Source organism: Sediminibacterium sp. FW305-C-269 (assembly GCF_058231045.1).
This window is the reverse complement of sequence record NZ_JBIQXQ010000001.1, coordinates 1,045,089-1,070,564: the sequence shown is the minus strand read 5'-3', so window position 1 is coordinate 1,070,564 and position 25,476 is coordinate 1,045,089. Positions and strand designations below refer to the sequence as shown.

Genomic DNA, 25,476 nt, shown 5'->3' with positions numbered 1-25,476 from the left:
ATAGAATGTTTGGTTTGGTGGTTAGTTTGAGAGTGTTTTCCTCGCTTTGGAAACTACTCTCAGGATTTCGGTCACTTCAGTTTGTAAGGTTTTTAATTCGGGTTTTGTATAGATCAGCGATTCCTCTATTAATTCAAGCCAGAATAATGTTTCGTCACACTCTTCTATTACGATACTCATTTTAGCAAAGAACTCCTGTTGAGACCTTGCCCTGCAGGCAGCCCTGTAATTAGACGCCGTTGAAGAAGAACTTCATATCAACTGTTTACCTATCACACCAGCCTCTTCCGTTTTAGGCAGCATCTGAACCAACCTGATACTGCTTATGGCCATTTGTTTCGTCCGCCTCTTGAATGTCTCGATAAACAATGACTTCTCTGTCATAAAAAATATTTTCCCACTAAACTACCAAAACCAACTCCTCCTAGTTAGTAGAAATATTTCTATCACCCCATTCTATCATCCTATCATTCTATCATTCACTCATTATTCTCTATCTCCTCCACCTCCCCCATCTGCTTCAGATAGCTGAAGGTTTTTTGGGCTTCTTCTTCGTCTACCAGGTTGATGGCCACACCTACGTGGACCAGCACATAATCTCCGATCCTGGCTTCGGGGACCATGAAGAGATTGATCTCTTTGAGTATACCGCCGAAAGAAACTTTTCCTTTACGGAAAGTGGTATCCAGTTCTTCGGTGATGGCGATGATCTTTCCGGGTATGGCTAAACACATGGTGTTTGTTTTTAGGGTTATTTATTGCACCTGCATCAGCGGTGCGATGATATTCTCAAATCTTTTTTTTTGCGCTTCCATGGATGTGTGGGGCCGGTCGCCAAAATGTGCATACCAGGCCAGCTGGCCCAGGCTGATACATTCATCGTTCGGACTCACCTGCCTGTGAAAATAGAGTTTGCGTTTGTGTTGCAACAGGTCCATGATCATGTCTACCAGCAACGCGTTCTGAAATACCCCGCCACTGAAAGCCAGTTTGTCGATATCGTAATAAGAACTCAGGTATGCGATGGCTTTGGCCAGTGAATAAAAGAATTTCCAGGCGATCATTTCATTGGGTTCCTTGTGTTGCCAGTCATCAAGCAGTTCATGTATCAGCTGCTGCCAGTTCCATACCCCTTCGGTCAGTGGCATACTGTAATAATCGTATGAATGATAGGTACAGCTCTGTGCCAGTGCTTCCAGTTTCATGGCTGCTTCACCTTCATAACTGGTTTTGGATGCTACGCCCAGCAGACAGGCCACTGCATCTATCAAACGACCCATGCTACTGGTCTGCATACGTGTGGGTTGTTGCAGGAGCTGCTGGTAATACACCCATTCTTTTTCGGTGAAGAGGTGTTTCAGCCTGTGTTCGGCCACGGCAGAACGACCCAATATGCTCAGGGCGCTCAGCCGGGGCTCATGGCTCATCTTATCGGCCAGCAGCTGGGGAAAATAATCCAGGTGTACCACGCGGTTGATCTCACCCTGGTCATACAGGAACACTTCACCACCCCATATCTGTCCGTCATTGCCATAACCCGTACCATCCCAGGTAATACCCAGCACGGGTTGTTTCTGTGCAAACAGGTCGTGTTCGGCCATGACCGCAGCAAAATGCGCTTCATGGTGTTGCACTTCGGTAAAAGAGCAGGCATCCATGGCGGCCAGATCTCTGCCACGTTGCGATACCTGGTAACGTGGATGTTTATCGGCCACAATATGTTTCGGCGTGAAGTTGAGCAGCTTGCTTACCTGCTGCAACGACTTCTCATAACTTTCCTGCGACTCCACCGATTGCTGGTCGCCCAGGAACTGGCTGATGAAGAGCCGGCCGGCATGTGCTACCGCAAAAGCGCTTTTCAGTTCACCCCCCATGGCCAACGTATCGGCAGGCAGGTCACTGAATGGAAGCGGATAATAGTTCGGTGCCAGTCCACGGCTGCGGCGGAGGAGGATCCTTTGCCCGCGGCTGCTGAACTGCAGTACGCTGTCGTCCTGCGGCGCTACAATTTCCCTGTCGTATGTGAGGATAAAATCTGCAATGGCCGGCAGCCAGTGCAGGGCTTCAGCATCATCATAGATCATCGGTGAACCGCTCAGGTTGGCGCTGGTGGCGATCAGGGGTTTACCAAAGGCTTTCGCGATCAGTTCCAGCAGGGGCGACGAGGGTAACATGGCGCCCACCCGTTGTAAACCCGGTGCTATCTGATCCGCCACGATCCTGTTCTCGGGGTGAGGTTTCAGCCTGCATAGGACAATGGGGGCAGCTTTATCTTTCAATGCGGTGATCTCTGTGCCGCGCAGGGTCACATCTGCATTGAGCATTTCCAGGTCGGCGTATAACAGGGCAAACGGTTTTGCCGGCCGGCGTTTTCGTTCGCGCAGCAGTAAGATGGTTCCTGCATTCGTGGCATCACATAACAAGAGGTAACCACCGGTATTTTTTACGGCAATGATCTTACCCTGTTGCAGCCAACGGTTCACCTGTTGCAGTTGCTCCTGTTCGGTAGCGGGTATCTCTTTGCGATAGGCATCGTACAGGTGCATGGTGATACGGCAATCAGAGCAGCTATTGGTCTGGCTGTGATGCCTGTGATCCTGCACCGCTTCATATTCATTTTGGCAACTGTTGCAAAGTGGCAGTTGCGCCATGGTGGTATGCCTGCGGTCGTAAGGCAATGCTGTTGTGATGGAGTACCGGGGACCACAATTGACACAGGTAGTGAAGGGATAACGGTACCGCCTGTTCTCCGGATCGTTCAGTTCGCGGCGGCAATCATCGCAGAGGGCGATGTCGGGGGTGATGAGCATGTCAACGGTCTCGGAACCGGTGCTCATATCAATGAAGAACCCGGGAGCCACTTCACCTGTATAGAGTTCTATGTGGTAACCGGTGATGATGGCCAGCGGAGGTGGCTGCTGCAGCAGGGTTTCGTACAAAGCACTCACCTGTTCCTGGCTGCCGCTGCAGTAGATATGTACACCGTTGGAGCCATTATGCACCCTTCCGTTCAGCTGCTGCTGTACGGCCAGTTTGTGTACATAGGGCCTGAAACCCACGCCCTGTACCATTCCTGTAATATGTATATGATACGCAGGCATCGGTAGTGCGGGGTTATACAGGTTGTAATACTTTAGTTTTCAGCCATTCATACCACTGGTCCATTCCCTCGCCGCTGGTACAGCTCAGTTCAATGATCTCCAGTTTGGGATTCACTTTACGGGCGTATTCCTTGGCTTTCTCCACATTGAACTTGACATAAGGCAGCAGGTCCGTTTTATTGATCACACACAAAGTGGATGAATGGAACATGTCGGGGTATTTGATGGGTTTGTCCTCCCCTTCGGTCACACTGATCACCACCACCCTTTCCTGTTCGCCCAGGTCGAACATGGCGGGACATACCAGGTTACCTACATTCTCGATGAACAGTACAGAGTCGGCCTGCAGTTTCATACCCTGTACGGCGTGTAACACCATATGGGCATCCAGGTGGCAGCCTTTGCCGGTATTGATCTGCGTGACTTTGGTTCCGGTGGCGTGAATACGGTCCGCATCATTGGCCGTTTGCTGGTCACCCTCGATCACGGCAAAACTGAGTTCGCCTTTCAGATCGGTAAGGGTTCGTTCCAGCAGGCTGGTTTTGCCCGAGCCGGGTGAGCTGACAAGGTTGATGGCGAGGATATTCCTTCCTTCAAAGAAACCACGGTTGCGCTGGGCAAGCAGGTTGTTCTCCAGCAGAATATCCTGCTCAACATCCACTACTTTTTTGCCGGGAGAGGTCTCGTGGGTATGATCATGCGAATGATCATGGTGATGTGAATTGGGGCCGCAGCCACAGGTAGCACACATAACTAAGGTTTTTGTGAGATTAATCGGGTAGTACAAGTGAGCGGAGTTTCAGTTCCTTTCCGCTCTTGATCTGGCTGAGATGACTGCCGCAATTCGGACAGCCATCGTACAAATGCTCCATCGTAAAGTCCGTATTACAGTCAAGGCACAGGGCCCTGCCTTCTATCCGGTTCACTGTACGACGGGCATTCTCCAGCAGGGTTCTTTTGACAGCCTGTTTCCATGCAAAATCGAACGAGTCCATTTCAATTCCACTCAAACAGCCGATATCCAGCTCTATCTCTTCTATCACAGCAGCATCGTGGCGGGATGCCTGTTCAGAAGCCAGTTCTACGATACTCATTACTATGGATAACTCGTGCATGGGTCAGTAATGGTTTATTAAAGACTCTTTTTGTTTTTCCTTTTTTCAACGGCAATAAAAACACCCGTCAGTACTACTACACCCAGTGATACCAGTAAGTGCTGGGGCTCGGTGAAATAGTGGATGATGGTATACCCTTCTGTTTCACCATGACCGGGATGGGCCAGCGCAAATAAGGGGGTCAGGGCCGCCAGGGAAGCAATTACTTTTTTCATATGATCTTTTTTTTACGTGTTGGTATTTCCTGCAAAATAGCAAATGCCTCTCCGGAGAAATATGACAATAATCATTTCAGCCGATGATAAACGTCATTCCGAAAAGTTGGGTAGAAAAGTACTTTGTATCCTCTTAAATCTATTCAACATGTCTAACGAGATCATTCCCACACAACAACCCACCTACTACGAAGAGGTACAGCGAAAAGGCTACAGCCGTCGCGATTTTCTGCAGTTCGTGAGCATGATGACGGCCTTTATTGGCCTGGAGAATACAGCTATCGGACAGGTAGCCAAAGCTTTAGAAACCAAACCCCGGGTACCGGTCATCTGGCTGCACTTTCAGGAATGTACCTGTTGCAGTGAGAGCTTTATCCGCTCATCGCACCCCATTGTGGCGGATATCCTGCTGGACAAAATATCGCTCGACTATACCGAGACCCTGATGGCCGCTTCCGGTTTCCAGGCTGAGGAAGCGATGCAGAATACCATGAAGAAATACAAAGGCGAATATATTCTATGTGTAGAGGGAAGTGTACCAACCGGTGCTGACGGCGTTTACTGTATGATCGGGGGTAAGACTTCGCTGCAGATCCTGGAGGAAGCCGCCGAGAACGCCAAAGCCATCATTGCCTGGGGCAGCTGCGCCAGCAATGGCTGCGTACAGAGCGCCAAACCCAATCCTACCAACGCCACACCAATCCATAAACTGGTGAAAGGCAAACCCGTGATCAAAGTGCCAGGCTGTCCTCCTATCGGCGAAGTGATGGCCGGGGTGATCGTTCACCTGGTGACTTTCGACCGCATTCCTGAGCTGGACCGCCTGGGTCGGCCCAAAGCCTTCTACAGCAAAAGGGTACACGATACCTGCTACCGCCGTCCATTCTACGATGCCGGTCTGTACGTAGAAAGCTTCGACGACGAGAACGCCAAAAAAGGTTACTGCCTCTACAAAGTGGGCTGTAAAGGACCTTCTACCTACAATGCCTGCGGTGTGATGAAATGGAACAACGGAACCAGCTTCCCTATTCAGTCCGGACACGGCTGTATCGGCTGTTCGGAAGAGAACTTCTGGGACAATGGCCGGCTCTATGAACGCGGCTCTGCCTTTGCCGGTTTCGGTATTGAAGCCAATGCCGACACGTTCGGTAAAGTGGCCCTGGGCGTAACCGCCGCCGCACTGGCCGGACATGCTGTAATGACCAACGTGCGCAAGAAAAAACTGATCCGCGAAGTAGAAGAAGAAGGCAAACAGAATGAACAAGCACTCAAATCCTGATTACTAACAATACAATTTGTTATATGAGCAAAAGAATTGTTGTTGACCCCATCACCAGAATTGAAGGTCACCTGCGTATAGAAGCAGATATTGAAAACGGCAAGATCAAGGATGCCTACAGCAGTGGTACCATGGTACGTTTGCTGGAAGAGATCCTGCAGGGCCGTGACCCGCGCGACGCCTGGGCCTTTGTAGGCCGGGTATGCGGCGTATGCACTTCTGTTCACTCCCTTACCTCGGTAAGGTGTGTAGAAGATGCCCTGGGCATTACCATCCCGCCCAATGCGGAACTGGTGCGTAACATCATGTTCTGTGCACAGTACATGCATGATCACGTGGTTCACTTTTATCACCTGCACGCGATGGACTGGGTTGACGTGGTGAATGCACTGAAAGCCGATCCGAAAAAAACATCCGAGCTGGCTCAGAGCATCTCCAAATGGCCCAAAAGCTCTGTAGGGTATTTCAGTGACATACAGGAGCGCATCAAAAAATTCGTGGCCAGTGGCCAGCTGGGCATTTTTGCCAATGGTTACTGGGGACACCCCGCGTACAAACTGCCTGCCGAAGTGAACCTGATCGGTCTGGCTCACTACCTGGAAGCGCTGGAATGGCAGAAGGAGATCGTAAAAGTGCACGCCATATTCGGCGGTAAGAACCCGCACCCCAACTACCTGGTGGGCGGTATGGCCTGCGCCATCGGTATTGACGATGTGAGCGGCATCAACGCAGAAAGGCTGGCCTATGTGGAACAGCTGATGAAAGATGGTAAAGAATTCATTGAGCAGGTATACATCCCCGACCTGATGGCCATCGCTTCTTTCTATAAAGACTGGGGCGCCATCGGTGGCGGACTGGGTAACTTCCTTGCCTATGGAGACCTGCCCACCAACGGTTACCGCGATACGGCTTCTTTCAAATTCCCTTCCGGCGCCATCCTGAACAAGGATATCAGCAAAGTGATGGACGTGGACCTGCGCAAAGACGACGAGGTACAGGAATTTGTAAAACACTCCTGGTACGAATACAAAGGTGGCGATGATATGGGCCTGCATCCCTGGAAGGGCGAAAGCAAAGTGAAATATACCGGACCCAAACCACCGTTCGAACACCTGGATACCACCCAGAAATACAGTTACCTGAAAACACCCCGCTGGAAAGGCCATGCGATGGAAGTGGGCCCACTAGCCCGTGTGCTGATCGGTTATGCAAGGGGACGCGAAGATTACAAAGCTGTGGTGGACAAAGCGCTGACAGACCTGAACGTACCGGTCACCGCCCTGTTCTCCACCTTGGGCAGAACAGCTGCCCGCGGACTGGAAAGTGTGCTGGTAGCGCAGTGGGGACTGGAATTCTTCGATAAACTGATCGCCAACATCAAGAACGGCGATACGCGTATGGCAGATACCACGCTGTTTGAACCTTCTACCTGGCCCAAACAGGCCGTGGGTGTGGGACATGCCGAAGCGCCTCGTGGTGCCCTGGCACACTGGATCAATATTGAGGACCAGAAGATCGCCAACTACCAGCTGGTGGTGCCCACCACCTGGAATGCATCGCCAAGGGATAACAAAGGCGGATTATCAGCCTATGAATCATCCCTGATCGATACGCCGGTACACGATGAGAAACAACCGCTGGAGATCCTGCGCACCATACACAGTTTCGACCCCTGTATGGCCTGCAGTGTTCACCTGTACGATGAGGAAGGCACTACCATCAGCCGCGTAAGCGTGGTGGGAGAATAACTCTGCGAAAACTCCCTGTTCTCTTGTTCTCTGCGGTTGGATGGAGCTTACACCAACCGCAGAGAGCGAGAGAGGCAGAGGTTACTCAGAGGGAACCGATACACATTGGCTTCTAACAATTAAGTAATTCAATATGAAAACAAAATACCTGCATGTTCACCGGCTCCGCCGCGTATATGTATGGGAGTTGCCCGTACGGTATTATCACTGGCTGAACGCATTGGCCATCCTGGCCCTCATTGTCACCGGTTTCTTCATTGCCGATCCGCTGGCTTTGCAAAGTAAGGATGAAGCTGCCATGCGTTTTACCATGGGCTGGGTGCGTTTGATCCATTTTATCGCGTCCTATATCTTCTTTTTCAATTTCCTGTTCCGGTTGTACTGGGGTTTTGTGGGGAACAAATACGCCAACTGGCGCCAGTTCATCCCCACATCCCGGAAATTCATCAAGGAAATGTGGACCGTATTCAAGATCGATATCCTGATGTTGCGTGGTAAAGAGCATATCAGCATCGGACATAATGCAATGGCTGGATTTATTTATTTCCTGACTTTCTGGGCTTTCCTCATCCAGTGTTTAACAGGGTTTGGCCTCTATGCTTCCATGGGAACCTGGTGGCTGCCCAAGTTATTCAGCTGGGTACCGGCTCTATTCGGCGGCGATATCATGACCCGGCAGATACATCACTGGGCCATGTGGTTCTTCATTCTTTTTGCGGTGATCCATGTATACCTGGTATTTTACCATGACTATGTGGAAGGACGGGGAGAAATGAGCAGTATGGGCGGTGGCTGGAAATTCATTGAAGAAGACGTGTTCCAGAACGAGGAACACCATACACCAAACAAGGTTAAACAATGACAGCACCCAATCCAAACCTGTTGATCCTGGGCATCGGTAATTACCTCATGGGGGATGAGGGTGTAGGTGTACACACCGCACTCAGGCTGCAGGAGAGGCAGCTGCCGGAAAGTATCGAGATCGTAGATGGAGGTACCGGTGGCTTTTATCTCCTGCAGTATTTTGAAGACCATGATACCGTGATACTGATCGATGCCACCCTGGATGGTAACCCTCCCGGTACCATCCGTTTGATAGAACCCCGTTTTGCCAAAGATTTTCCCCGTGCCATGAGCACCCACGATATCGGCTTACGCGATATGGTGAGCGCCCTGCAATGGATGGAGAAAATGCCGCATATCTACCTCTTCGTCGTAAGCATCGAAACCATTCAGCAACAAGGCATTGAACTGACACCTGCCGTGGAAGACATCATGCCCCAACTGTTGCAGCTGGTGGCCGACAAGGCAATGGAAGTACTGGAAGCCAAACTGCAACTCCCTACTGCCCTGGCAGTCTAGTGCCAAACCCCTCTGCGCAAACTCAGCGCTCTCTTGTTCTCCCGTTCTCTGCGGTTGGATAGAACTTTCCCCAACCGCAGAGAACGGGAGAACAGGGAGGTTTCGCAGAGGATGGCTCCGGCATTTTACCTGGATCACACATCCGCTTCTTAGTTTCTGTACTTTTGCAGTTCAGCAATACACCCTTATCCCTTGCAAGTATTAGATAACCCCGTGTGGCAGGCACTGAACAGTGTCGACAGCCGCTTTAACCTGGGCGATGAAGTGGCCGGGTATTTCCCCGCAGATGTATCACCGTTTGCCGCTTTGCCCAATTGGACCGCTGCATTACAGCAAACCCTGTTCGAACGTTTACCCGCCGACCGTTCCTGGTCGGTCATGATCAAAGACCCCGTTGAACTGATCGCTGCCTGGGAACTCAAGTTCTCCACCACGCTACACCAGATGACCTGTACGGATTTCACACCCTATCACAATGGCGCCATTGAAACGATGCCGCTTAGCATTTCACATGTACCGGCCATGCTGGAGCTGACCGCGCTCACCAAACCCGGTCCCTTCCTGGAACATACCATTGACTTTGGTAACTATCATGGTGTTTTCGACGGTGAACAGCTGGTGGCCATGGCAGGCGAACGACTGCACCTGAACGGGTACACAGAGATCAGTGCCGTATGCACCCATCCGGATTATGAAGGCAAGGGGTATGGCGCACTATTGGTATCGCTGATCGCCCAACAGATCATCAACAAAGGCAATATCCCTTTCCTCCATGTAAAATGGGATAACCAGCGCGCCATCAAGATGTATGAACGACTGGGTTTTGCGCACCGGTCTGATATGTATTTTGGCGTGTTCAAAAGAAGATAACCTTTACCGGAAAAATTCCTCCGCGTAATTCCGCGCGCTCTGCGGCTCCGCGGTGAAAAAAGTTCACAATTCAATTCACCGCAGAGGCGGGGAGAAGTAGAGGTTTCGCAGAGAGTTACAGATCAGGGGGAGTTGTACACCCGGTTAAAGAGGTTCCTATTTAACATGCGTGATAAGTGCTCTCTTCTCCGTAGGGTCCTCTTCGAGTGACCCTGCGGAGAACAAAACAGTAGTTGTCAGGCGACCAACATCGGCGTCAGGTTTTGTAGATCAGTAGCAGTTGCACATCCGGTTAAAGAGGTTCCTGTTTAACATCTGTGCAGCGTGCTCCGTAGACCGCAGGGTCCTCTTCGAGAGACCCTGCGGAGAAGGTTATCTGCCAACTCACCACTCCCAACTCACGATTCACGACTCACCACTCACCACTCACCGCCCGGAGGCTCTTTGCAGAATAAAGATAAATGCAGTATTTGGTCCATCGGCTGTTGTATTTCTGACCAGGCTTCTGTAATTTGGCTTTAGCTAATCGAGGTCACGCTATGGCGTGATGGCCAACCTGCCTGCCCGTAGGCAAGGCCAGCAGAAGGAACATCTCCCCGTCTTTCGCAAAACCCAAACATTAGCAGCAAGTGTAAAGACAAACCGAGTGACGCATTCAAACAAGTTGTAAACATCAGGGTGGCTCACAAATTGCACGCAAAAAGTCCTTATGCAAACAATGAACGAAAATAGGTTTTGGCAATTTGACACGAGGCATTGGTTTCAACAATTGAACAGTGCTGAGAAAGGACTGTCCCAGGCAGCTGCAGACAAGATCTTACTTGAGCAGGGGCTTCATCCTAAAAACAGATCCGTTGTAAAAAAAGAGTTTTTACTTTTCATCGGCCAATTTAAAAGCCCGCTCATGCTGCTCCTGATCGGGGCAGTTATCATTTCGGGATTCCTGGGGGATGTGTCAGACGTATTGATCATCCTTTTCATCGTTTTATCAACAGGTCTGCTCAGTTTTTTCCAGGAAAGGAATGCAGGGAAAGTGGTAGAGAAACTTCAATCCATGATCTCTTTAAGATCAACCGTTCTGCGTGATGCGCAACAACAGGAGATCGCATCATCTCAAATTGTAAAAGGCGACGTGATCATTTTGAATGCGGGTGCTATGTTGCCTGCAGACTGCCTTTTAATTGAATCTGATGAACTGTACGTCAATGAGGCCAGTTTAACAGGAGAATCTTTCCCGGTCAGAAAAGAAGTCGGCATATTGGATGAGCAAACGGAACTTGCCAGTCGGACAAATTGCCTCTGGGAGGGAACGAATATTGTAAGTGGAAATGCCAAAGCGCTGGTCATTGAAACAGGTGAAGCAACCATATTCGGCAGTATCTCAAAAAGTGCTTCACAGACCATTGAGACCAGTTTTGAGAAGGGCATCAGGAATTTTGGTTTTTTCCTGATGAAGATCACATTGGTTCTGGCGATATTCATTCTTGTAGTAAACCTCCTGAATCACAAAGGCATCATTGAATCCGCATTATTTGCATTGGCCTTAGCCGTAGGGATGGCACCTGAACTGTTACCTGCCATTACAACCATTGCCATGAGTGCCGGGGCAAAGAGGTTATTGGAGAAAAAAGTGATCGTAAAGAAACTGAATTCCATTCAGAATCTTGGAGAAGTGAACCTGCTGTGCACAGACAAAACAGGCACGATCACAGAAGGAAGTATCATAGTAACAAGCATTGTAGACGGCTCTGGACAGGAAAGTGAATTTGTACAACAACTGGCTTTCTGGAACGCTTCTCTTGAGTCAGGATATTCAAACCCTATCGATGACGCTTTAAGACAATTAAAGCTTGACACCAATATATCTGCAGAAAAGATCGGTGAAGTACCCTATGATTTTATCAGAAAAAGACTGAGCATTGCAGTAGGCACTGAAAAAGAAACCCTGTTCATCAGCAAAGGCGCATTTCCCCAGATCATCAGCATCTGCTCTAAATGGAGAACAGGCAACGGGACTGTGGAAGATATAGCCACTCACAAACAAGTACTTGAAAATATGTTTGTGAACTATGGAACCGATGGTTTACGGGCCGTTGCCATTTGTTACAAACCCATTGTTGCCCATACTATTTCTAAAGACCTTGAAACAGACATGATCTTTGCGGGATTTATCCTAATGAACGACCCCATAAAATCAGACATCATTGCAACCATTGACGAATTGAGTAAACTGAAGGTTGGTTTAAAGATCATCACCGGGGATAATGTCAATGTGGCCAGATCCATCGCCTTGAACATTGGCATAAAAAATCCTGTGATCATGACGGGAAAACAACTTTTTTCCACCAGTCCTGAAGCATTGAAGCAGCTTGTTAAAAAGATCCATCTCTTTGCAGAGGTAGAGCCACAACAGAAAGAAAGCATCATACTGGCCCTTAAAAAGACGTATAGCGTTGCCTATATAGGAGATGGAATTAACGACGTATCAGCCATAAATGCAGCCGATGTAGGCATATCCGTTGAGAATGCGGTAGATGTAGCCAGGGAAGCCGCCGATTTTGTACTCATAGAAAAGGATCTGATGGTAATAGTAGATGGCATTAAAGAAGGAAGGAAAACCTTTGCGAATACCTTAAAATATATTTTTATCAATACAGGTTCAACATTTGGGAATATGTTCAGCGTGGCCATTGCCTCATTGCTTCTTCCATTTTTACCCATGTTACCCAAACAAATATTATTGACAAATTTCATAACCGACTTCCCATATCTCACAGTTGCCTCTGACAATGTTGATAAAGAGCAATTAGCCAGGCCGGGGAAATGGAACCTGACATTCATCCGCAATTACATGGTAATATTTGGGATACATAGTTCTTTGTTTGATATAATAACCTTCGTGATACTTTTATACGTTTTGAAAGTAAAAGAATCTGCATTTCAAACAGGCTGGTTCATTGAATCAATCCTGACAGAGTTATTTATCCTGTTTATCATTCGAACACACAAGAACTTCTTCAAAAGCAAACCCGGAAAATATCTTTTCATTTTGAGTGTTGCAGGTTTAGCGATCACACTGGGGCTTCCATATTTGCCTTTTGCGGGTAACATCGGTTTAATACCCTTGCCAATACTGAATCTCGGTGTGATGTTACTAATCGTTGCTGCTTATGTCATAACAGCAGACCTATTGAAAGTCTGGTTCTTTAAAAAATATCGCAACGCCTGAATACAAGGCCCTCAACCGTTGGCTGAAATGCAGGATATCACTTACCCGTTTCAGAAAATCGGGTATTTCGTCAGCAGAGACCCTTCGGACATGGTTCACCGCCCAACTTCCCGCTCTCTTCAGCGCAGCGGTGAACAGATCAGGCATTGCCGACAGGCTTCTCCCTGAATAGCAGTAGAATAGGGACTGGATAGCAGCCGGATCACCTCCCGGTCAGAACCGGAGTACTACCGAAGTATCCCCGGATAGGGACTGGATATACTTAACTATAACTTAGCTATAAGTTAGCTATAAGTTCGCTATAAGTTAACTATAACAGGCGCTCCCTTGTTGGCGCCTGACCACTGTAGGGAGATAAAACTTCTATAGAATTGCTTTGCCACACCCGAAAGGGCGCGACAAAAGAGACCTTAGCTTTCCGAACGGCTATGGATCCTATACCAGGATTAGTCAGTAGGGCCCTGATTATCAAACGTACTGTGTACTCTGTAAACCGTAGGGTCCTCTTCGAGAGACCCTACGGGGAAGGTAGGTTCCTGATTACAAGCGTACTCCGTAACCCGTAACCCGCAGGGCCCTCTTCGAGAGACCCTGCGGGAAGGTTTTCTGCCTTACTCACTACTTACCACTCACGATTCCCGATTTGCTGCATTATTTAGCCAATCCGATCTGTTTCATGAACGACTGGTTATCCCAGAACAGGTACTCCTCGATCATTTTACCATCTTTCCAATGGCCGATGGTAGACATGGCAAGTTTGAATTTCTTATTAGTGGGCGGAATCGTTTTGCCGTTACCTATTGGCATAGGCCGTGAAAAGGTTCCTTCCATTTCACCAATGACACAGGTCCAGTCACCATTACCAAAACGAACGGGGTGATTTTTAATTTTTGTGTCGGGCGCAAAAACAAACATGGGTGTCAACATATCAATGTGTTGCGGCGCCAATCCTACGGTTGTTGATCCATCCGGGTAAATTACTTTGATATTGTCGGCGTGACTGATATTGAAATTTTTCCAGTCCTGGTTGCTGTAAAATACATAGTCCAGTGAATCGAACCGGGTAAGTCTCATCTCGGTCATCGCTTTTTCATCCCTGAATTTTTTCAGTTCATTCTGCAGAGAGTCAACCTTTGCCTGCAGGTTGGAAGCGTTCCCGCAACTGCTTACCGCTACAATGGCTGCCATTATCAATAGCAGCGCTGCCGTTTTTACGGTGGTAATTGATTTTTTCATTTTGGATTTTTTATTATGATTAATTAAGAAAAACCAGGAATGTATTATAGTGCGGCCGTCCTTTCACTTTTCATCTCAATTGGCTTTTCAGCAGTTGCGCATTAATGGCCACTACGATCGTGCTCATACTCATTAACACAGCGCCGATAGCCGGACTAAGCATAATATGCCATTTGTATAAAACACCTGCAGCCAGCGGTATTGCTATGATATTATAGCCTGCTGCCCACCAAAGGTTCTGGATCATTTTTTGATAGGTCGCTCTTCCGAACAGTAATAAACTGGCTATGTCTTTCGGGTTTGAATTGACAAGTATGATATCTGCAGTTTCTGCAGCCACATCCGTTCCCGATCCTACAGCGATGCCTACATCGGCCTGTGCCAATGCCGGGGCATCATTTACGCCATCACCGGTCATAGCTACAAATTCTCCTTTGTTCTGCAGCTCTTTTACTTTTTTCAGTTTATCATGTGGCAGTACGTTGGCCAGGTAACCATCCATTTTTAATTCCTCGCTTACTTTTCTGGCTACCCTTTCATTATCACCGGTAAGCAATAGATTTTTTATTCCTGCTTCTTTCAGGATGGCAATTGCCTCAAATGATTCTTCCCGGATACTATCTGCGAAAGAAAAATACCCGGCAACCGCGTTATCGATCAACACATACACAACCGTGCTATCCGATATGGTCGCTTCTTCAATAACTGCGAGATTCTTTTCTTGTAAGTAGTTGGGCCCTACTACTTTTATCTCCTTTCCCTCCACAACTCCCTCTATACCTTTTCCCGGGAGATAGTTGAACTTTTCCGGTTTCGGGATATTGATGCCCGCTTCTTTCACTTTCCTGATCAAGCCATTAGCAATGTAGTGCTCTGAATACTGTTCAACACCTGCTGCCAGGCGCATTAGTTCTTTTTCCGTAAACTGTTTATTTACGACCACTGTTTCCTGCAACTCATGTGATCCGCGTGTAAGGGTTCCCGTTTTATCGAAGATGATGGTAGTAATCAGGCGGGCATTTTCAAAAGCGGTCCTGTTGCGCAACAACAACCCTTTCTGTGCCGCTACGGTAGTAGAAATAGCTACCACCAGGGGAACGGCAAGTCCCAATGCATGTGGACATGATATGACCATTACCGAAACCATTCGTTCTAATGCGAACACAAATGGAAAACCTAACAGTAACCATACCAGCAGGGTAATGATACCACCTCCCAGCGCGACAAATGTGAGGACTTTTGCTGCCCGGTCGGCAAAATTCTGTGTAGTGGATTTTACTTTTTGAGCGTCTTCTACCAGTTTAACGATCTTATTGAGATAGCCGTCTTTGCCGGTACTTGTCACCTGAACGGTCAATGAACCGCTGCCATTCACGGAACCGCCGATCACTTTACTGTCTTTTTCTTTTTTTACAGGTTTACTTTCACCGGTAAGCATGCTTTCATCCAGGTAACTTTCTCCTTCCAGCACAACACCATCTACCGGGATCTTTTCTCCCGGCTTTACCAATACCTGATCGCCGATCCTGATATCTGCCACAGGCATATCGTGTATATGACCATCCTTCAGATGATGTGCTGTTGCCGGCATCATTTTCACCAGCAATTCAAGCGAACGGGAAGCGCCCATCACCGATCGCATCTCAAAATAGTGCCCTATCAGCATGATATCAATCAGGGTGGCCATTTCCCAATAAAAATCCATACCAGGCAGTCCTAATGTAATGGCTACACTATATCCCCATGCTACTGTAATGGCAACTCCGATCAGGGTCATCATGCCTATGTTGCCGTCTTTCACCTCATCATACAAACCTTTCAGGAATGGATATCCTCCATAGAAGAAAATGAAAGCAGACAGGAGGGCCAGCACATATTTGTCGCCGGGAAAGACTAGCTCAAATCCCAGCCATGTCTGAATCATGTGCGATAGGAGCAATACAGGAACCGAGATGATCAAACACACCCAAAAACGCTTCCAGAAATCAACTGCGTGATGACCCGCATGTTTGTCGTGCCCGCCCGGGTGATGACCTGTATGATCATGACTGGTTGCGGCATGTTGCTGTTCATGATGATGGTGTTCCATATATTATTTTTATAGGAATGGCACAGGTTCAGATCGGTGTACTATCACAAACCAAAATTTATGCAACCAAATTCACCACAACACTTTCAGCTGCATCGGAAACAACCATATATATGTTATCCCCGATGCCTGCTTTTAACTAATCTTTCCTACGCTTTTACTAAACACCCTATACCTGGTATCATCAAACATTTCCATAGCTATTGGACTGGCCACCATCAATGGCGATCGTTTGTCCATTTACATAAGAAGCATCCTCACTCAGTAAAAAGGCTACCACTTTGGCTACTTCTTCGGGCAGTCCCAATCGTTTGGTTGGATTGGCTTTTGCGTACTCGGCTTCTGCAGCTTTGGGATCTGCCGGGTTCACCTGGCGAAAAGCTTCTGCCACCATGGGCGTTAATATGGCTCCGGGAGCAATGGCATTTGTGTTGATCCCATCTCTTCCGTATTCCAGTGCGGCATTTTTCGTCATACCAGAGACCGCATGTTTACTGGCTACATAGGGAACCTGGTTCAATACGCCCCTGATACCACCCACAGAAGCCACATTTACAATACGGCCATATTTTTGCTTCTGCATCACCGGAATAACATAACGCATACCATAATACACCCCCATCAGGTTGATATCGATCACTTTTTTGAAGATGGCCACATCATACGCTGTCATTCCCGCCTGTTTACCCTCAATACCAGCATTATTATATAGTCCGTCAATACGACCAAATGTTTTCAGGGTTTCGTCTACATAATTCTTTACTGCTTCTTCTTTAGAAACATCTGCTGTAACTGTAATTATTTTTCCCGCAGGCGATAGTTTGCCAATTTCTTTGCTTGCTTCATTCAGCGCCGTTTCATTAAAATCCACCAGTGTCAGGTTTGCTCCTTTTGAAGCAAGTTCTTTCGCTGCTGCAAGACCAAGTCCCATAGCTGCGCCGGTAACAATGAAGGTTCTGTTTTCAAAATTTTTCATTTCCGTTTATTTTAAGTAGTTAACAATCACTAAAGCACAAATAAACCATCTGGCCGTTTATTTCAACCAGTTATTAAGATCATCGAGCACGAGGCTACTGATTTCATGTCCTGTCGGGTATTCGTGATAGGCTAGGGGAATGGCTAATTTTTCCAGGTACTCTTTTGCGGCCCTTGCGTAATAAACTGGCAGTACAGTGTCTTGCACACCATGTGCGATAAACACTTTAAGACCTTTAAGGTAACTCTTTTCCCCCGCAAATACAATAGGTTTGATCTCGTCCAGCAAGCGGCCGCTTAAAGCTATGAGGCCCTGCACTACATCCGGATGCGTGAGTGCAATACCATAACTCATGATGGCGCCCTGGCTAAACCCGCCTATATACACTTCATTTACCTTGTATTGTTGCTTTATCTGCCTGATAAAAGTCAGGATCCGTTCTCTGCTGGATATTTCCTGCGCCTCATTGATCATCGGCTTCCCGGTTGAAAAGTCAACCTGGTACCAGGCATAGCGTCCGGGGCCCAGTATGAACTGGCCCCTGGGCGAAATAACATAACTATCCGCCGGTAACCGGTTGGCCAGGCCAAAGAGATCCTGCTCATTACTGCCCACCCCATGCAATAAAATAATGGCCCGTTTTCTTGTTGAGACAAGTTTTGGCTCCCGTACAAGATAGGGCAGGGAAAGCTCCTTGCCGGTATCCGTAACTATTTGACTTATTTCTGAAACAATCATCTTTATACTGTTTTAATGATAAACCAAGCGCGATCCTTCTGCAAACAAATGACAGGCGGCCCTGTTATCCGAGTCGTACCGATGTCATCGTAAGTGAACCGCCTACTGCTTTATCGTTAAAAAATGAGACCTTGTCCTTATCGGTCTTGATCCCCAGGGTATACATCAATGGCAGGTAATGCTCGGGCGTTGGAATAGCCAGCATCGCTTCCCTGCCCAATGCGGTATAATCAATGAGGGATCTATGATCACCGGCCTGTATCAATTCCTTAAACTTATCATTCATTTGCAAGGCCCAGTCATAAGCATAGTTTGCATCGTTCAACTTATCCCATGCTACCATCCGCAGATTATGGACCATATTGCCGCTTCCCATTATTAAAACTCCTTTTTTCCGAAGCGCATACAGTTCCTTTGCCAGATCGTAATGGTATTGGGGGCCTTTGGTATAATCGATGCTTAATTGCAGTACGGGTATATTTGCTTCGGGGTACATATGTCTCACTACTGTCCATGCACCATGATCCAATCCCCAGTCGTGGTCTAATGTCACCTTCGCCGAATGCAGCAATTCCGCCGCTTTTTTGGCCAGAGCCGGATTTCCGGGGGCATTGTACTGAACATCGAAAAGCGCTTGGGGGAAGCCGCCAAAATCATGTATGGTCTTCGGAAAATCCATAGCCGTTATCCGTGTTCCTTTTGTAAACCAGTGTGCCGAGATGACCAATACTGCTTTTGGTACCGGTATCTCCTTTGCCATCTGTGTCCATCTGCGGCTGAATTCCGTATCCTCAATACCATTCATTGGCGAACCATGACCTACAAAAAGAACAGGCATACTGTTTTCCTGCTCGGCTAATCCGCCTGTAAAACTTTTGAATGCTGCCAATGTTGTCATACCCACTACTCCTTTTACGATTGTTTTTACAAATTGTATCCTTTTCATTCCAACCGGCATTTGGGATTAATAAGCTGCTGTAAAACGCTGCCGTATATGTCTGGGTGTTTCCAGTTCATCTACTATCGCCACTGCCGTATCTTCTACAGACAGAATACTTCTGCCGTTATCATCAAAGACCGGGTTCTCCAACCCTGTTCGATAGGTTCCTTTCCGCACACCTGATGTTCCGGGGTGCATTTCTATTGCCGGGCTTAAAAAAGTCCAGTCCAATTCGGTCTCTTCTGTAAGCAGGGTCAGGTAATCCCTGGCTGCTAATGCGCCTGGTTTTATATCTGCGGGAAACTCTTTGGTGTCTACAACCTGCAGATCCGGGGCAATAAATAAACTACCTGCTCCACCTACAACAATGAATCGTTTGACTCCCGCATTTTTAACGGCTGCCTGGATGCGCTGTGATCCTTTTAAAAATTCCTGATACAAGTCTGGATTTGTCCATCCCGGATTATACGCACTGATAACGGCTTCGTGACCAGTGATGGCAGTTTGCAGGGCGGCTTCATCCAATACATTTACAGAAATGACCTTCAGATTTTCCGCGGGTGTTATTTTCCCAACATTCCTGGCAATTGCTGTAACCTGATGGGCTCTCTGCAACAGCTCTCTTAAGATCGCCCTGCCTACAAATCCCGATGCTCCTATTAAAGCTACTTTCATTTTTACTATTTGAGTTGATAATGGTTATTACTGATAAGATTGATCGCCTGTTCGGGTATTGCTAAAACCCAGTAACCTGTTTTTGTGACTGAGTAAATAGTCTACAGAGAATTTACCACTACCCGCCAAAAGCAGTACTATGTATACCAACAGATAATACAAAGCCGGCTCTTTTACCTTGAAAGGATCTGTTTCATGAATAACAAAAACTGCTACCAGCATGGTGATGATCAGCGGCAGGGTAGCCAGCCTCGTTGCGAAACCGGCTAAGATCAGTACAGAACAGATCACTTCTGCAAAAACAGCAAGACCCAGTGAAGTTTTTGCTCCCAAACCCATCACTGGCGGAAATTGCACCGGGTCACCGGAAAAGAGCATACTCATTTTTGGCAATCCGTGTGTGAGCATCAGGATAGCTATACCGATCCTGGCGATTAACAATGCTAGGTCTGTGGTAGCGGATTCAATATTTCTGCTCATTGTGTTTTTCATTCCTGTAAGTATTTCGTTATGCTACTATGGTTTTTGTGTAAATTCTCCATCTGCGTATATACGTACTTCATCGCTGATCATCGGAGGCGGAAACCCATTGCCTAAAGCAAAATCAGATCTCTTGATCGCTCCTTCCAAATGAAAACCTGCTGTATTGGCTTTCGACATGGGGTTGACAACCAGGCCTCTATACTTCAGGTCCATAGTAACCGTTTTGGTAATACCGTGCAGGGTAAGGTTACCGGTAAGCTTGTATTGGTTATTTCCGGTTTTCTTCAGTGAAGTACTTTTAAATGTGAGTTCAGGATATTTGGCCACATCAAAAAAATCAGCGCTTTTCAGGTGGTTGTTTCTTGCTTCTACCCGGGTATCGATAGAAGCCGATTTAGCGGTCAGCTCAAACGAAGCATCACTGAAATCGGGTTTGGATGTGTTGATCTTTGCATCAAAATCATTGAAAGTGCCGGAAACATTGGAAATACCCAGGTGTGTTACGGTAAAACCGAGCTGCGAATGCGGGTCATCATTTTCCCATGTTACGGTTGCGGCTGTAAATGCGGTCAATGCAATAAATGCTGCGAGGATGAGTGTTACTTTTTTCATTAGTTGTTTTTTGTTTATGTAAGAAGATTAATTGTGTAATATTTTCCAGCCGGCCAACCAGTTGTAATGGTATTTCATACCCAACTGAATTAGCAACAGTTGCATGTTTTCCAGGGTTCTGCTAACGGCTAAATCACCAGCCACGATCGGATGAAACCCTGCAGTTGCGACTATTTCAGATACGGTCTGTAAAGCCTCTTCATCATTTCCGGCAATAAACGCGTCTACCTGCTTTCCATCAATAATCGGAGTAGAAAAGTCTGCCGCGAATGTGGTATTGAATGCCTTGATCACTTTTGAGCCGGGCAGCAGTTTCTGTAATTCCTCTGCCGCGCTGGTATCTGGCGGGGTCACCAAACCATTGTAATTTCCATTCAAAGGGTTGGCAATACTGATCACGATTTTCTGGTTGGCCACTTCCTTTATCTGTGGCGCTATTGTCTTCTCAGCTTCAAACGGAACAGCGAGGATAATGATATCCGCTTCCCAGCTGGCTTCTGTGGTACAAACAGCCGCTTCCACATCAGCAGATGCATTCAGGGATTTGATTCCCTGGACCAATGCATCCAGTGCGGACTGGTCATTTCCTTTTAAAAGCAACCTGTACGGTCCTTTTGCGATTGCTTTGGCAATGGCCGATCCCATATTACCATTGGCACCTATGATCGCTATGGTTTGTTTGGTTTGCATAATTTTTATTTATTACACAAAACTACTTTCCAGCGATGCCTGGTTCCATTGCGTTTGGGCAAGAAATGGCATTGACAAAAATCAATGAAAGTTGCAAATCATTGATTACAAATTACTTGCGAATCATTTTTTGACGAACCCGACTCAGGGTTTCCGGGGTGAGGCCCATATAGGAAGCTATCATGTGTTGGGGTACACGTTGTACGATATTGGGGTAGAGATTGATAAAGCCCGTGTATCGTTCTTCCAGTGTTGAACTAATGATAGAGGTTAATCTTTTCTGCATGGCAAGGTATGCACCGGTAATATTCAGCCTGGTAAAGGTTTCATATTTGGGCAGTTTCCTTAATAGTTCTTCGTGAGCCGACTTGCTTATGAGTACCAGTTCGGCATCTTCAATAGCATCAATATTGTAAGTGGCAGGTTCATTGGAAAGAAAGCTATAGAGGTCTGAGATCAGCCATCCTTCCAGGCCAAACTGGATGATGTGTTCATTGCCTTTTTCATCCACCGAGTATGCCCTTAATGCTCCCTTTTCTACAAATGCTATGGACTTACAGATGTCTCCTTCCTGCAGCAGGTATTGCTTTTTGCGTAGTTTCTTCGGCGTCAGATACTGTTTTACCAGCGTCTCTTCTTCCTCTGTAAGAGAAATCTTTTCATTGAACTTACGGAAGAATAATTCGTACATCTGAATGAATTGTCTGTAAAGATCCCAAAAAATCTGATTCACCTCCCTAATCCGGATACACTAATTTATCCGGAGCCAATGCCAGCTGCAATATCCCGTATTGCTTCATGATGCAGTTTGCCATCATCCATCAGGGAATCTAAAATTGGGGGGTGCACTTGGTTCTCACACTCATTGACCATTCACTATTGCCAACTTCCTACTCACGGCTCACGATTGACCACTCACCGCAGAGCCGCAGAGAGCAGGGAGGTTCGCAGAGGTTTACTCGACCTTGGTGATTGCGGTTCTCTTGCCTACGCCATTCTCATTAAAAGGCTCTATCTGGAAATAATAAGGCTGGTCCTTTTCCATGGCGGAGAAATAGTATTCATTCTTGCCGTATACCATGATGCTGGTATACAGTTTATCCGGTGCGGTGCCCGTGTAAATGGTATAACCGGTGGCCGTTGGATTCACTTCCCATTTCAGCCAGCTGTTGCGCCGTTCGCTCTCGCCACGCAGTACCACAAAATGTTTCACTGCATCCGGTACATCTCCTCCACCTTTGCCAAATACCCGGAAGCCGCTGATGGCAAACTTGCCGGTGGGCATGTGTATGTTCTCCAGTTTCAGGTAACGGGTCTGTATGGGTTTGGGCAATTCTATGTATTCGTGGGGCACATCCGTCTTGTTCTGGCTTTTATCTACCAGCAGTTTCCAGTTGATCCCATCCACTGAACTGTACAGTTTGTATTGATGATAGGTGGTGGTGGATTTTCCCATCAGCGTCACGTCCTGGTCGGCATAGTTGATCTGTACGGAATTCACGGTGGACAGCGCTCCAAGGTCGGTCTGGATCCATTCGCCCTTATTGGCAGTGGCTGCGCTCCAGTAGGTCTTGATGTCTTCATCCACCGCCAGGTTGGCTGCAAAAGCACCCAGGGTAGAAGATACTTTTACCGGCTTCTGGTAGTTCAGCAGCATCCACCCGGTGAACTGCGAATGGGTATGATCCGCGGTTGCGGAGGGAAGGTAATGCGGGTAATCGCCAAAGGCGGTGTTGGCAGACAGGATCCCATCCTGATCGAACTGTGCGGGCCAGATACCGATGCGTCTTTCAAAATTATTCTTTGATCCGATCACGATCGTGGATACATGCCACCACTGGTTGTATACATCCTGGTAGGTAGCACCATGCCCTGCACCACGGGCAAAACCACCGGGCTTGTACGAGAAGGGATTATGCGATTGATAGGTGAAGGGGCCCATGGGTCTATCAGACACATATACCCCATCGCCATAACCACTGAATTCAGTTCCGGGAGCACCATATTGCAGGTAGTATTTACCGTTGTGTTTGTTCACCCAGGCACCTTCCATAAAAGGTTTGAGGAAAGTGTTATCGTTATGCTCGCCAAAACGCTCCCATCCGTGCACAGTATCGTGCAGGCGGATCAGTTCTTTTTTCTCACCGATGGGTTGCAGGGTCTTGCGGTCTATTTCCTGTCCGTAGATCGGGTAGAAATTACTGGACCCCCAATACAGGTATACGCGCTTGTCATCATCTACAAAAAATCCGGGATCCCAGGCACCGGCCTGGAAGGAGTCCACCGCTTCTTTCCACTCGTCTTTCTGCGGGTTGGTGCTCATCCACAATGGGAAATTCTTTTCATGGGTGGAGCCGATCACCAGTAAAGTGTCGCCCAGCACCAGTGTGGCCGGCGCGCACAATTCGTCATATACTTTGTGCCAGGGTTTGAGGAACTTACGCGATACGAAATGCCAGTTCAGCATATCAGGGCTCCACCAGTAACCCCATTGGTTGGTGGAGAACAGGTAATAGTTGCCCTTGAACAGGGTGATCACCGGATCGGCTGTTGCCCGGTGTTTCCCCTGCTCCACAAAATTGGGAATAGGACAATATCCATAATCCACATTGATCGGATTACAGTAGGTCTTCTGTTGTGCGTTCACTGCATGGACCATCGCCACCAGTACAACCAGGCAAAAAGCAAAACGTAGTTTCATATAATAAATGTACTATTATTCTCTGCACCTCCTCCCCGCTCTCCCCGCCTCCGCGGTGAAAAAAATCACGCACGGAAGATTGTCTTCAAGCTCTCAGCCTATCCGTTCAGCAACCATTCCTTCAACTCAGCAAAAGAGGCTTTCATGGTGATGCTCTTCTTCTCCAACCCGAACAGGTATTGCGCTGATGCCGGCACTTCTATTTTTTTCCCGATCATGGCTTCTACCGTATCAGGAAACTTGACCGGGTGTGCAGTCTCCAGAATGAATCCTGCCTCGCCGGGATGCCCGGATAGGTATTCCTGCAAAGCATGGTACGCAACAGCACCGTGCGGATCAAGGATATATCCATACTGATGGTACACATCGGCAATAGTCTCACGAGTGGTTTCATCCGTAACCGTATAACCGGAGATCTTTTCCCGGATCGTTTCGTATTTATTGTCAAACAGTTCCATGATGCGGATGAAATTACTGGGACTTCCCACATCCATGGCATTGGAGATAGTGGGTACGGCTGTTTTAGCTGCATAATTACCGGTACGCAGGTACTCGGGCACTGCATCGTTCACGTTGCAGGCGGCTATAAAATGTTTCACCGGCAAACCACTGATATGTGCCAGCAAACCTGCACAGATATTGCCAAAATTTCCACTCGGGACAGCGATCACAGGGGCTTGTTCCTTATCCTGCCATTGCTGGTAGGCAAAGAAATAATATAACTGCTGCGGCAGCCAACGCGCCACATTGATGGAATTGGCGGATGTAAGCTGTAATGCCTTATTCAAATCAGTATCCATGAATGCATCTTTCACCATGGCCTGGCAATCATCAAAACTACCTGAGACTTCCAGCGCTTTGATATTTTGTCCACAGGTGGTCAACTGTAATTCCTGCACGGGACTCACTTTACCCGAAGGATAGAGGATCACGACTTCCACACCTTCCACACCCAAAAATCCATTGGCGACGGCGCCGCCGGTATCACCCGAAGTGGCTACCAGTACGGTGACCTTGTCTTTTGCCTGTTGTGAAAAATAACCCAGGCAGCGGCTCATGAAACGTGCCCCTACATCCTTGAAAGCCAGCGTAGGTCCATAAAACAGTTCCAGCGAAGAGATCCGTTCATTCACTTTCACCAGCGGAAAATCGAACCCGATGGTTTCAGAAACGATACGGAACAGGTTTTTTTCATCGATGGTATCTCCCACATAAGGTTGCATCACCAGCATGGCCAGTTCTTCCCGGGTATAATCGTTACAATTTTTGATGATTAGCGGGTCTACCGTTGGAATGGTTTCGGGGAAATACAATCCTTTATCCGGAGCCTGTCCCTGTATGGTGGCTTCACGGAAACTGACATTGGGTGCTTTTTTATTGAGACTGTAGTAATGCATAGTAAATGGGCAATGGTGAA

At 47.6% G+C, this 25,476-nt stretch carries 23 protein-coding genes and 1 pseudogene; 6 read left to right on the top strand and 18 right to left on the bottom strand.

Annotated features, from left to right (window positions below):
• Window positions 1-21: 21 nt before the first annotated feature.
• From ACH3Y6_RS04605 to ACH3Y6_RS04580, 6 genes and pseudogenes are all read right to left on the bottom strand, one after another.
• Window positions 22-240: pseudogene (locus tag ACH3Y6_RS04605) on the bottom strand (four helix bundle protein); the annotation flags it as partial.
• 239 nt (window positions 241-479) lie between these two features.
• Window positions 480-734 carry a HypC/HybG/HupF family hydrogenase formation chaperone gene (locus tag ACH3Y6_RS04600; RefSeq protein ID WP_490834407.1) on the bottom strand — a complete coding sequence of 85 codons (255 nt, stop codon included), beginning with the start codon at window positions 732-734 and terminating at the stop codon, window positions 480-482.
• Between the two features lie 21 nt (window positions 735-755).
• The gene (gene hypF / locus ACH3Y6_RS04595; protein ID WP_490834406.1) at window positions 756-3,101 is read right to left on the bottom strand and encodes a carbamoyltransferase HypF; all 2,346 of its coding nucleotides are present in this window, start codon (window positions 3,099-3,101) and stop codon (window positions 756-758) included.
• 13 nt (window positions 3,102-3,114) lie between these two features.
• Window positions 3,115-3,852 (bottom strand): hydrogenase nickel incorporation protein HypB, encoded by a 738-nt coding sequence (gene hypB, locus ACH3Y6_RS04590; protein ID WP_490834405.1) that lies wholly within the window; start codon window positions 3,850-3,852, stop codon window positions 3,115-3,117.
• Window positions 3,853-3,871: 19 nt separating this feature from the next.
• Entirely contained in the window at window positions 3,872-4,216 is a 345-nt protein-coding gene (gene hypA, locus ACH3Y6_RS04585; protein WP_490834404.1) for a hydrogenase maturation nickel metallochaperone HypA, read from the bottom strand.
• A gap of 17 nt (window positions 4,217-4,233) precedes the next feature.
• Window positions 4,234-4,431, bottom strand: coding sequence for a hypothetical protein (locus ACH3Y6_RS04580; protein ID WP_490834403.1), 198 nt, complete (start codon window positions 4,429-4,431; stop codon window positions 4,234-4,236).
• A gap of 148 nt (window positions 4,432-4,579) precedes the next feature.
• On the opposite strand from ACH3Y6_RS04580, the gene ACH3Y6_RS04575 reads away from it, so the two are divergent.
• The 6 genes from ACH3Y6_RS04575 (at window position 4,580) to mgtA (ending at window position 12,919) form a co-directional block, all read left to right on the top strand.
• A complete protein-coding gene (locus tag ACH3Y6_RS04575) occupies window positions 4,580-5,710 on the top strand; it encodes a hydrogenase small subunit (protein WP_490834402.1) in 1,131 nt (376 codons plus the stop codon).
• A 23-nt stretch (window positions 5,711-5,733) separates the two neighbouring features.
• Window positions 5,734-7,458 (top strand): nickel-dependent hydrogenase large subunit, encoded by a 1,725-nt coding sequence (locus ACH3Y6_RS04570; RefSeq protein ID WP_490834401.1) that lies wholly within the window; start codon window positions 5,734-5,736, stop codon window positions 7,456-7,458.
• A gap of 133 nt (window positions 7,459-7,591) precedes the next feature.
• Window positions 7,592-8,320: a Ni/Fe-hydrogenase, b-type cytochrome subunit gene (gene cybH / locus ACH3Y6_RS04565; protein ID WP_490834400.1), complete on the top strand. Its 729-nt coding sequence runs from the start codon at window positions 7,592-7,594 to the stop codon at window positions 8,318-8,320.
• Entirely contained in the window at window positions 8,317-8,820 is a 504-nt protein-coding gene (locus tag ACH3Y6_RS04560; protein ID WP_490834399.1) for a hydrogenase maturation protease, read from the top strand. Before cybH ends, ACH3Y6_RS04560 begins: the two co-directional genes overlap by 4 nt.
• Window positions 8,821-9,012: 192 nt before the next feature.
• Window positions 9,013-9,690 (top strand): GNAT family N-acetyltransferase, encoded by a 678-nt coding sequence (locus tag ACH3Y6_RS04555; RefSeq protein WP_490834398.1) that lies wholly within the window; start codon window positions 9,013-9,015, stop codon window positions 9,688-9,690.
• Window positions 9,691-10,399: 709 nt separating this feature from the next.
• Window positions 10,400-12,919: a magnesium-translocating P-type ATPase gene (gene mgtA, locus ACH3Y6_RS04550; protein ID WP_490834397.1), complete on the top strand. Its 2,520-nt coding sequence runs from the start codon at window positions 10,400-10,402 to the stop codon at window positions 12,917-12,919.
• A 651-nt stretch (window positions 12,920-13,570) separates the two neighbouring features.
• On the opposite strand, the gene ACH3Y6_RS04545 is transcribed toward mgtA, so the two are convergent.
• The 12 genes from ACH3Y6_RS04545 to thrC form a co-directional block, all read right to left on the bottom strand.
• A complete protein-coding gene (locus ACH3Y6_RS04545) occupies window positions 13,571-14,155 on the bottom strand; it encodes an ester cyclase (RefSeq protein WP_490834396.1) in 585 nt (194 codons plus the stop codon).
• 70 nt (window positions 14,156-14,225) lie between these two features.
• Window positions 14,226-16,244, bottom strand: coding sequence for a copper-translocating P-type ATPase (locus tag ACH3Y6_RS04540; RefSeq protein WP_490834395.1), 2,019 nt, complete (start codon window positions 16,242-16,244; stop codon window positions 14,226-14,228).
• Window positions 16,245-16,428: 184 nt separating this feature from the next.
• Window positions 16,429-17,220 (bottom strand): glucose 1-dehydrogenase, encoded by a 792-nt coding sequence (locus tag ACH3Y6_RS04535; RefSeq protein ID WP_490834394.1) that lies wholly within the window; start codon window positions 17,218-17,220, stop codon window positions 16,429-16,431.
• A 57-nt stretch (window positions 17,221-17,277) separates the two neighbouring features.
• A complete protein-coding gene (locus ACH3Y6_RS04530; RefSeq protein ID WP_490834393.1) occupies window positions 17,278-17,958 on the bottom strand; it encodes an alpha/beta hydrolase in 681 nt (226 codons plus the stop codon).
• Between the two features lie 64 nt (window positions 17,959-18,022).
• Window positions 18,023-18,904, bottom strand: coding sequence for a 4,5-DOPA-extradiol-dioxygenase (ygiD, locus tag ACH3Y6_RS04525; protein ID WP_490834392.1), 882 nt, complete (start codon window positions 18,902-18,904; stop codon window positions 18,023-18,025).
• 18 nt (window positions 18,905-18,922) lie between these two features.
• On the bottom strand, window positions 18,923-19,573 hold the full coding sequence (locus ACH3Y6_RS04520; RefSeq protein WP_490834391.1) for an NAD(P)-dependent oxidoreductase: 651 nt from the start codon (window positions 19,571-19,573) through the stop codon (window positions 18,923-18,925).
• A 27-nt stretch (window positions 19,574-19,600) separates the two neighbouring features.
• Window positions 19,601-20,065 (bottom strand): DoxX family protein, encoded by a 465-nt coding sequence (locus ACH3Y6_RS04515; protein WP_490834390.1) that lies wholly within the window; start codon window positions 20,063-20,065, stop codon window positions 19,601-19,603.
• A gap of 24 nt (window positions 20,066-20,089) precedes the next feature.
• Window positions 20,090-20,668 carry a YceI family protein gene (locus tag ACH3Y6_RS04510; protein ID WP_490834389.1) on the bottom strand — a complete coding sequence of 193 codons (579 nt, stop codon included), beginning with the start codon at window positions 20,666-20,668 and terminating at the stop codon, window positions 20,090-20,092.
• A gap of 27 nt (window positions 20,669-20,695) precedes the next feature.
• Entirely contained in the window at window positions 20,696-21,358 is a 663-nt protein-coding gene (locus ACH3Y6_RS04505) for an NADPH-dependent F420 reductase (RefSeq protein ID WP_490834388.1), read from the bottom strand.
• 112 nt (window positions 21,359-21,470) lie between these two features.
• Window positions 21,471-22,049 (bottom strand): Crp/Fnr family transcriptional regulator, encoded by a 579-nt coding sequence (locus tag ACH3Y6_RS04500; RefSeq protein ID WP_490834387.1) that lies wholly within the window; start codon window positions 22,047-22,049, stop codon window positions 21,471-21,473.
• 264 nt (window positions 22,050-22,313) lie between these two features.
• A complete protein-coding gene (locus ACH3Y6_RS04495; RefSeq protein ID WP_490834386.1) occupies window positions 22,314-24,059 on the bottom strand; it encodes a family 43 glycosylhydrolase in 1,746 nt (581 codons plus the stop codon).
• Between the two features lie 98 nt (window positions 24,060-24,157).
• On the bottom strand, window positions 24,158-25,456 hold the full coding sequence (thrC, locus tag ACH3Y6_RS04490) for a threonine synthase (RefSeq protein ID WP_490834385.1): 1,299 nt from the start codon (window positions 25,454-25,456) through the stop codon (window positions 24,158-24,160).
• Window positions 25,457-25,476 lie beyond the last annotated feature (20 nt).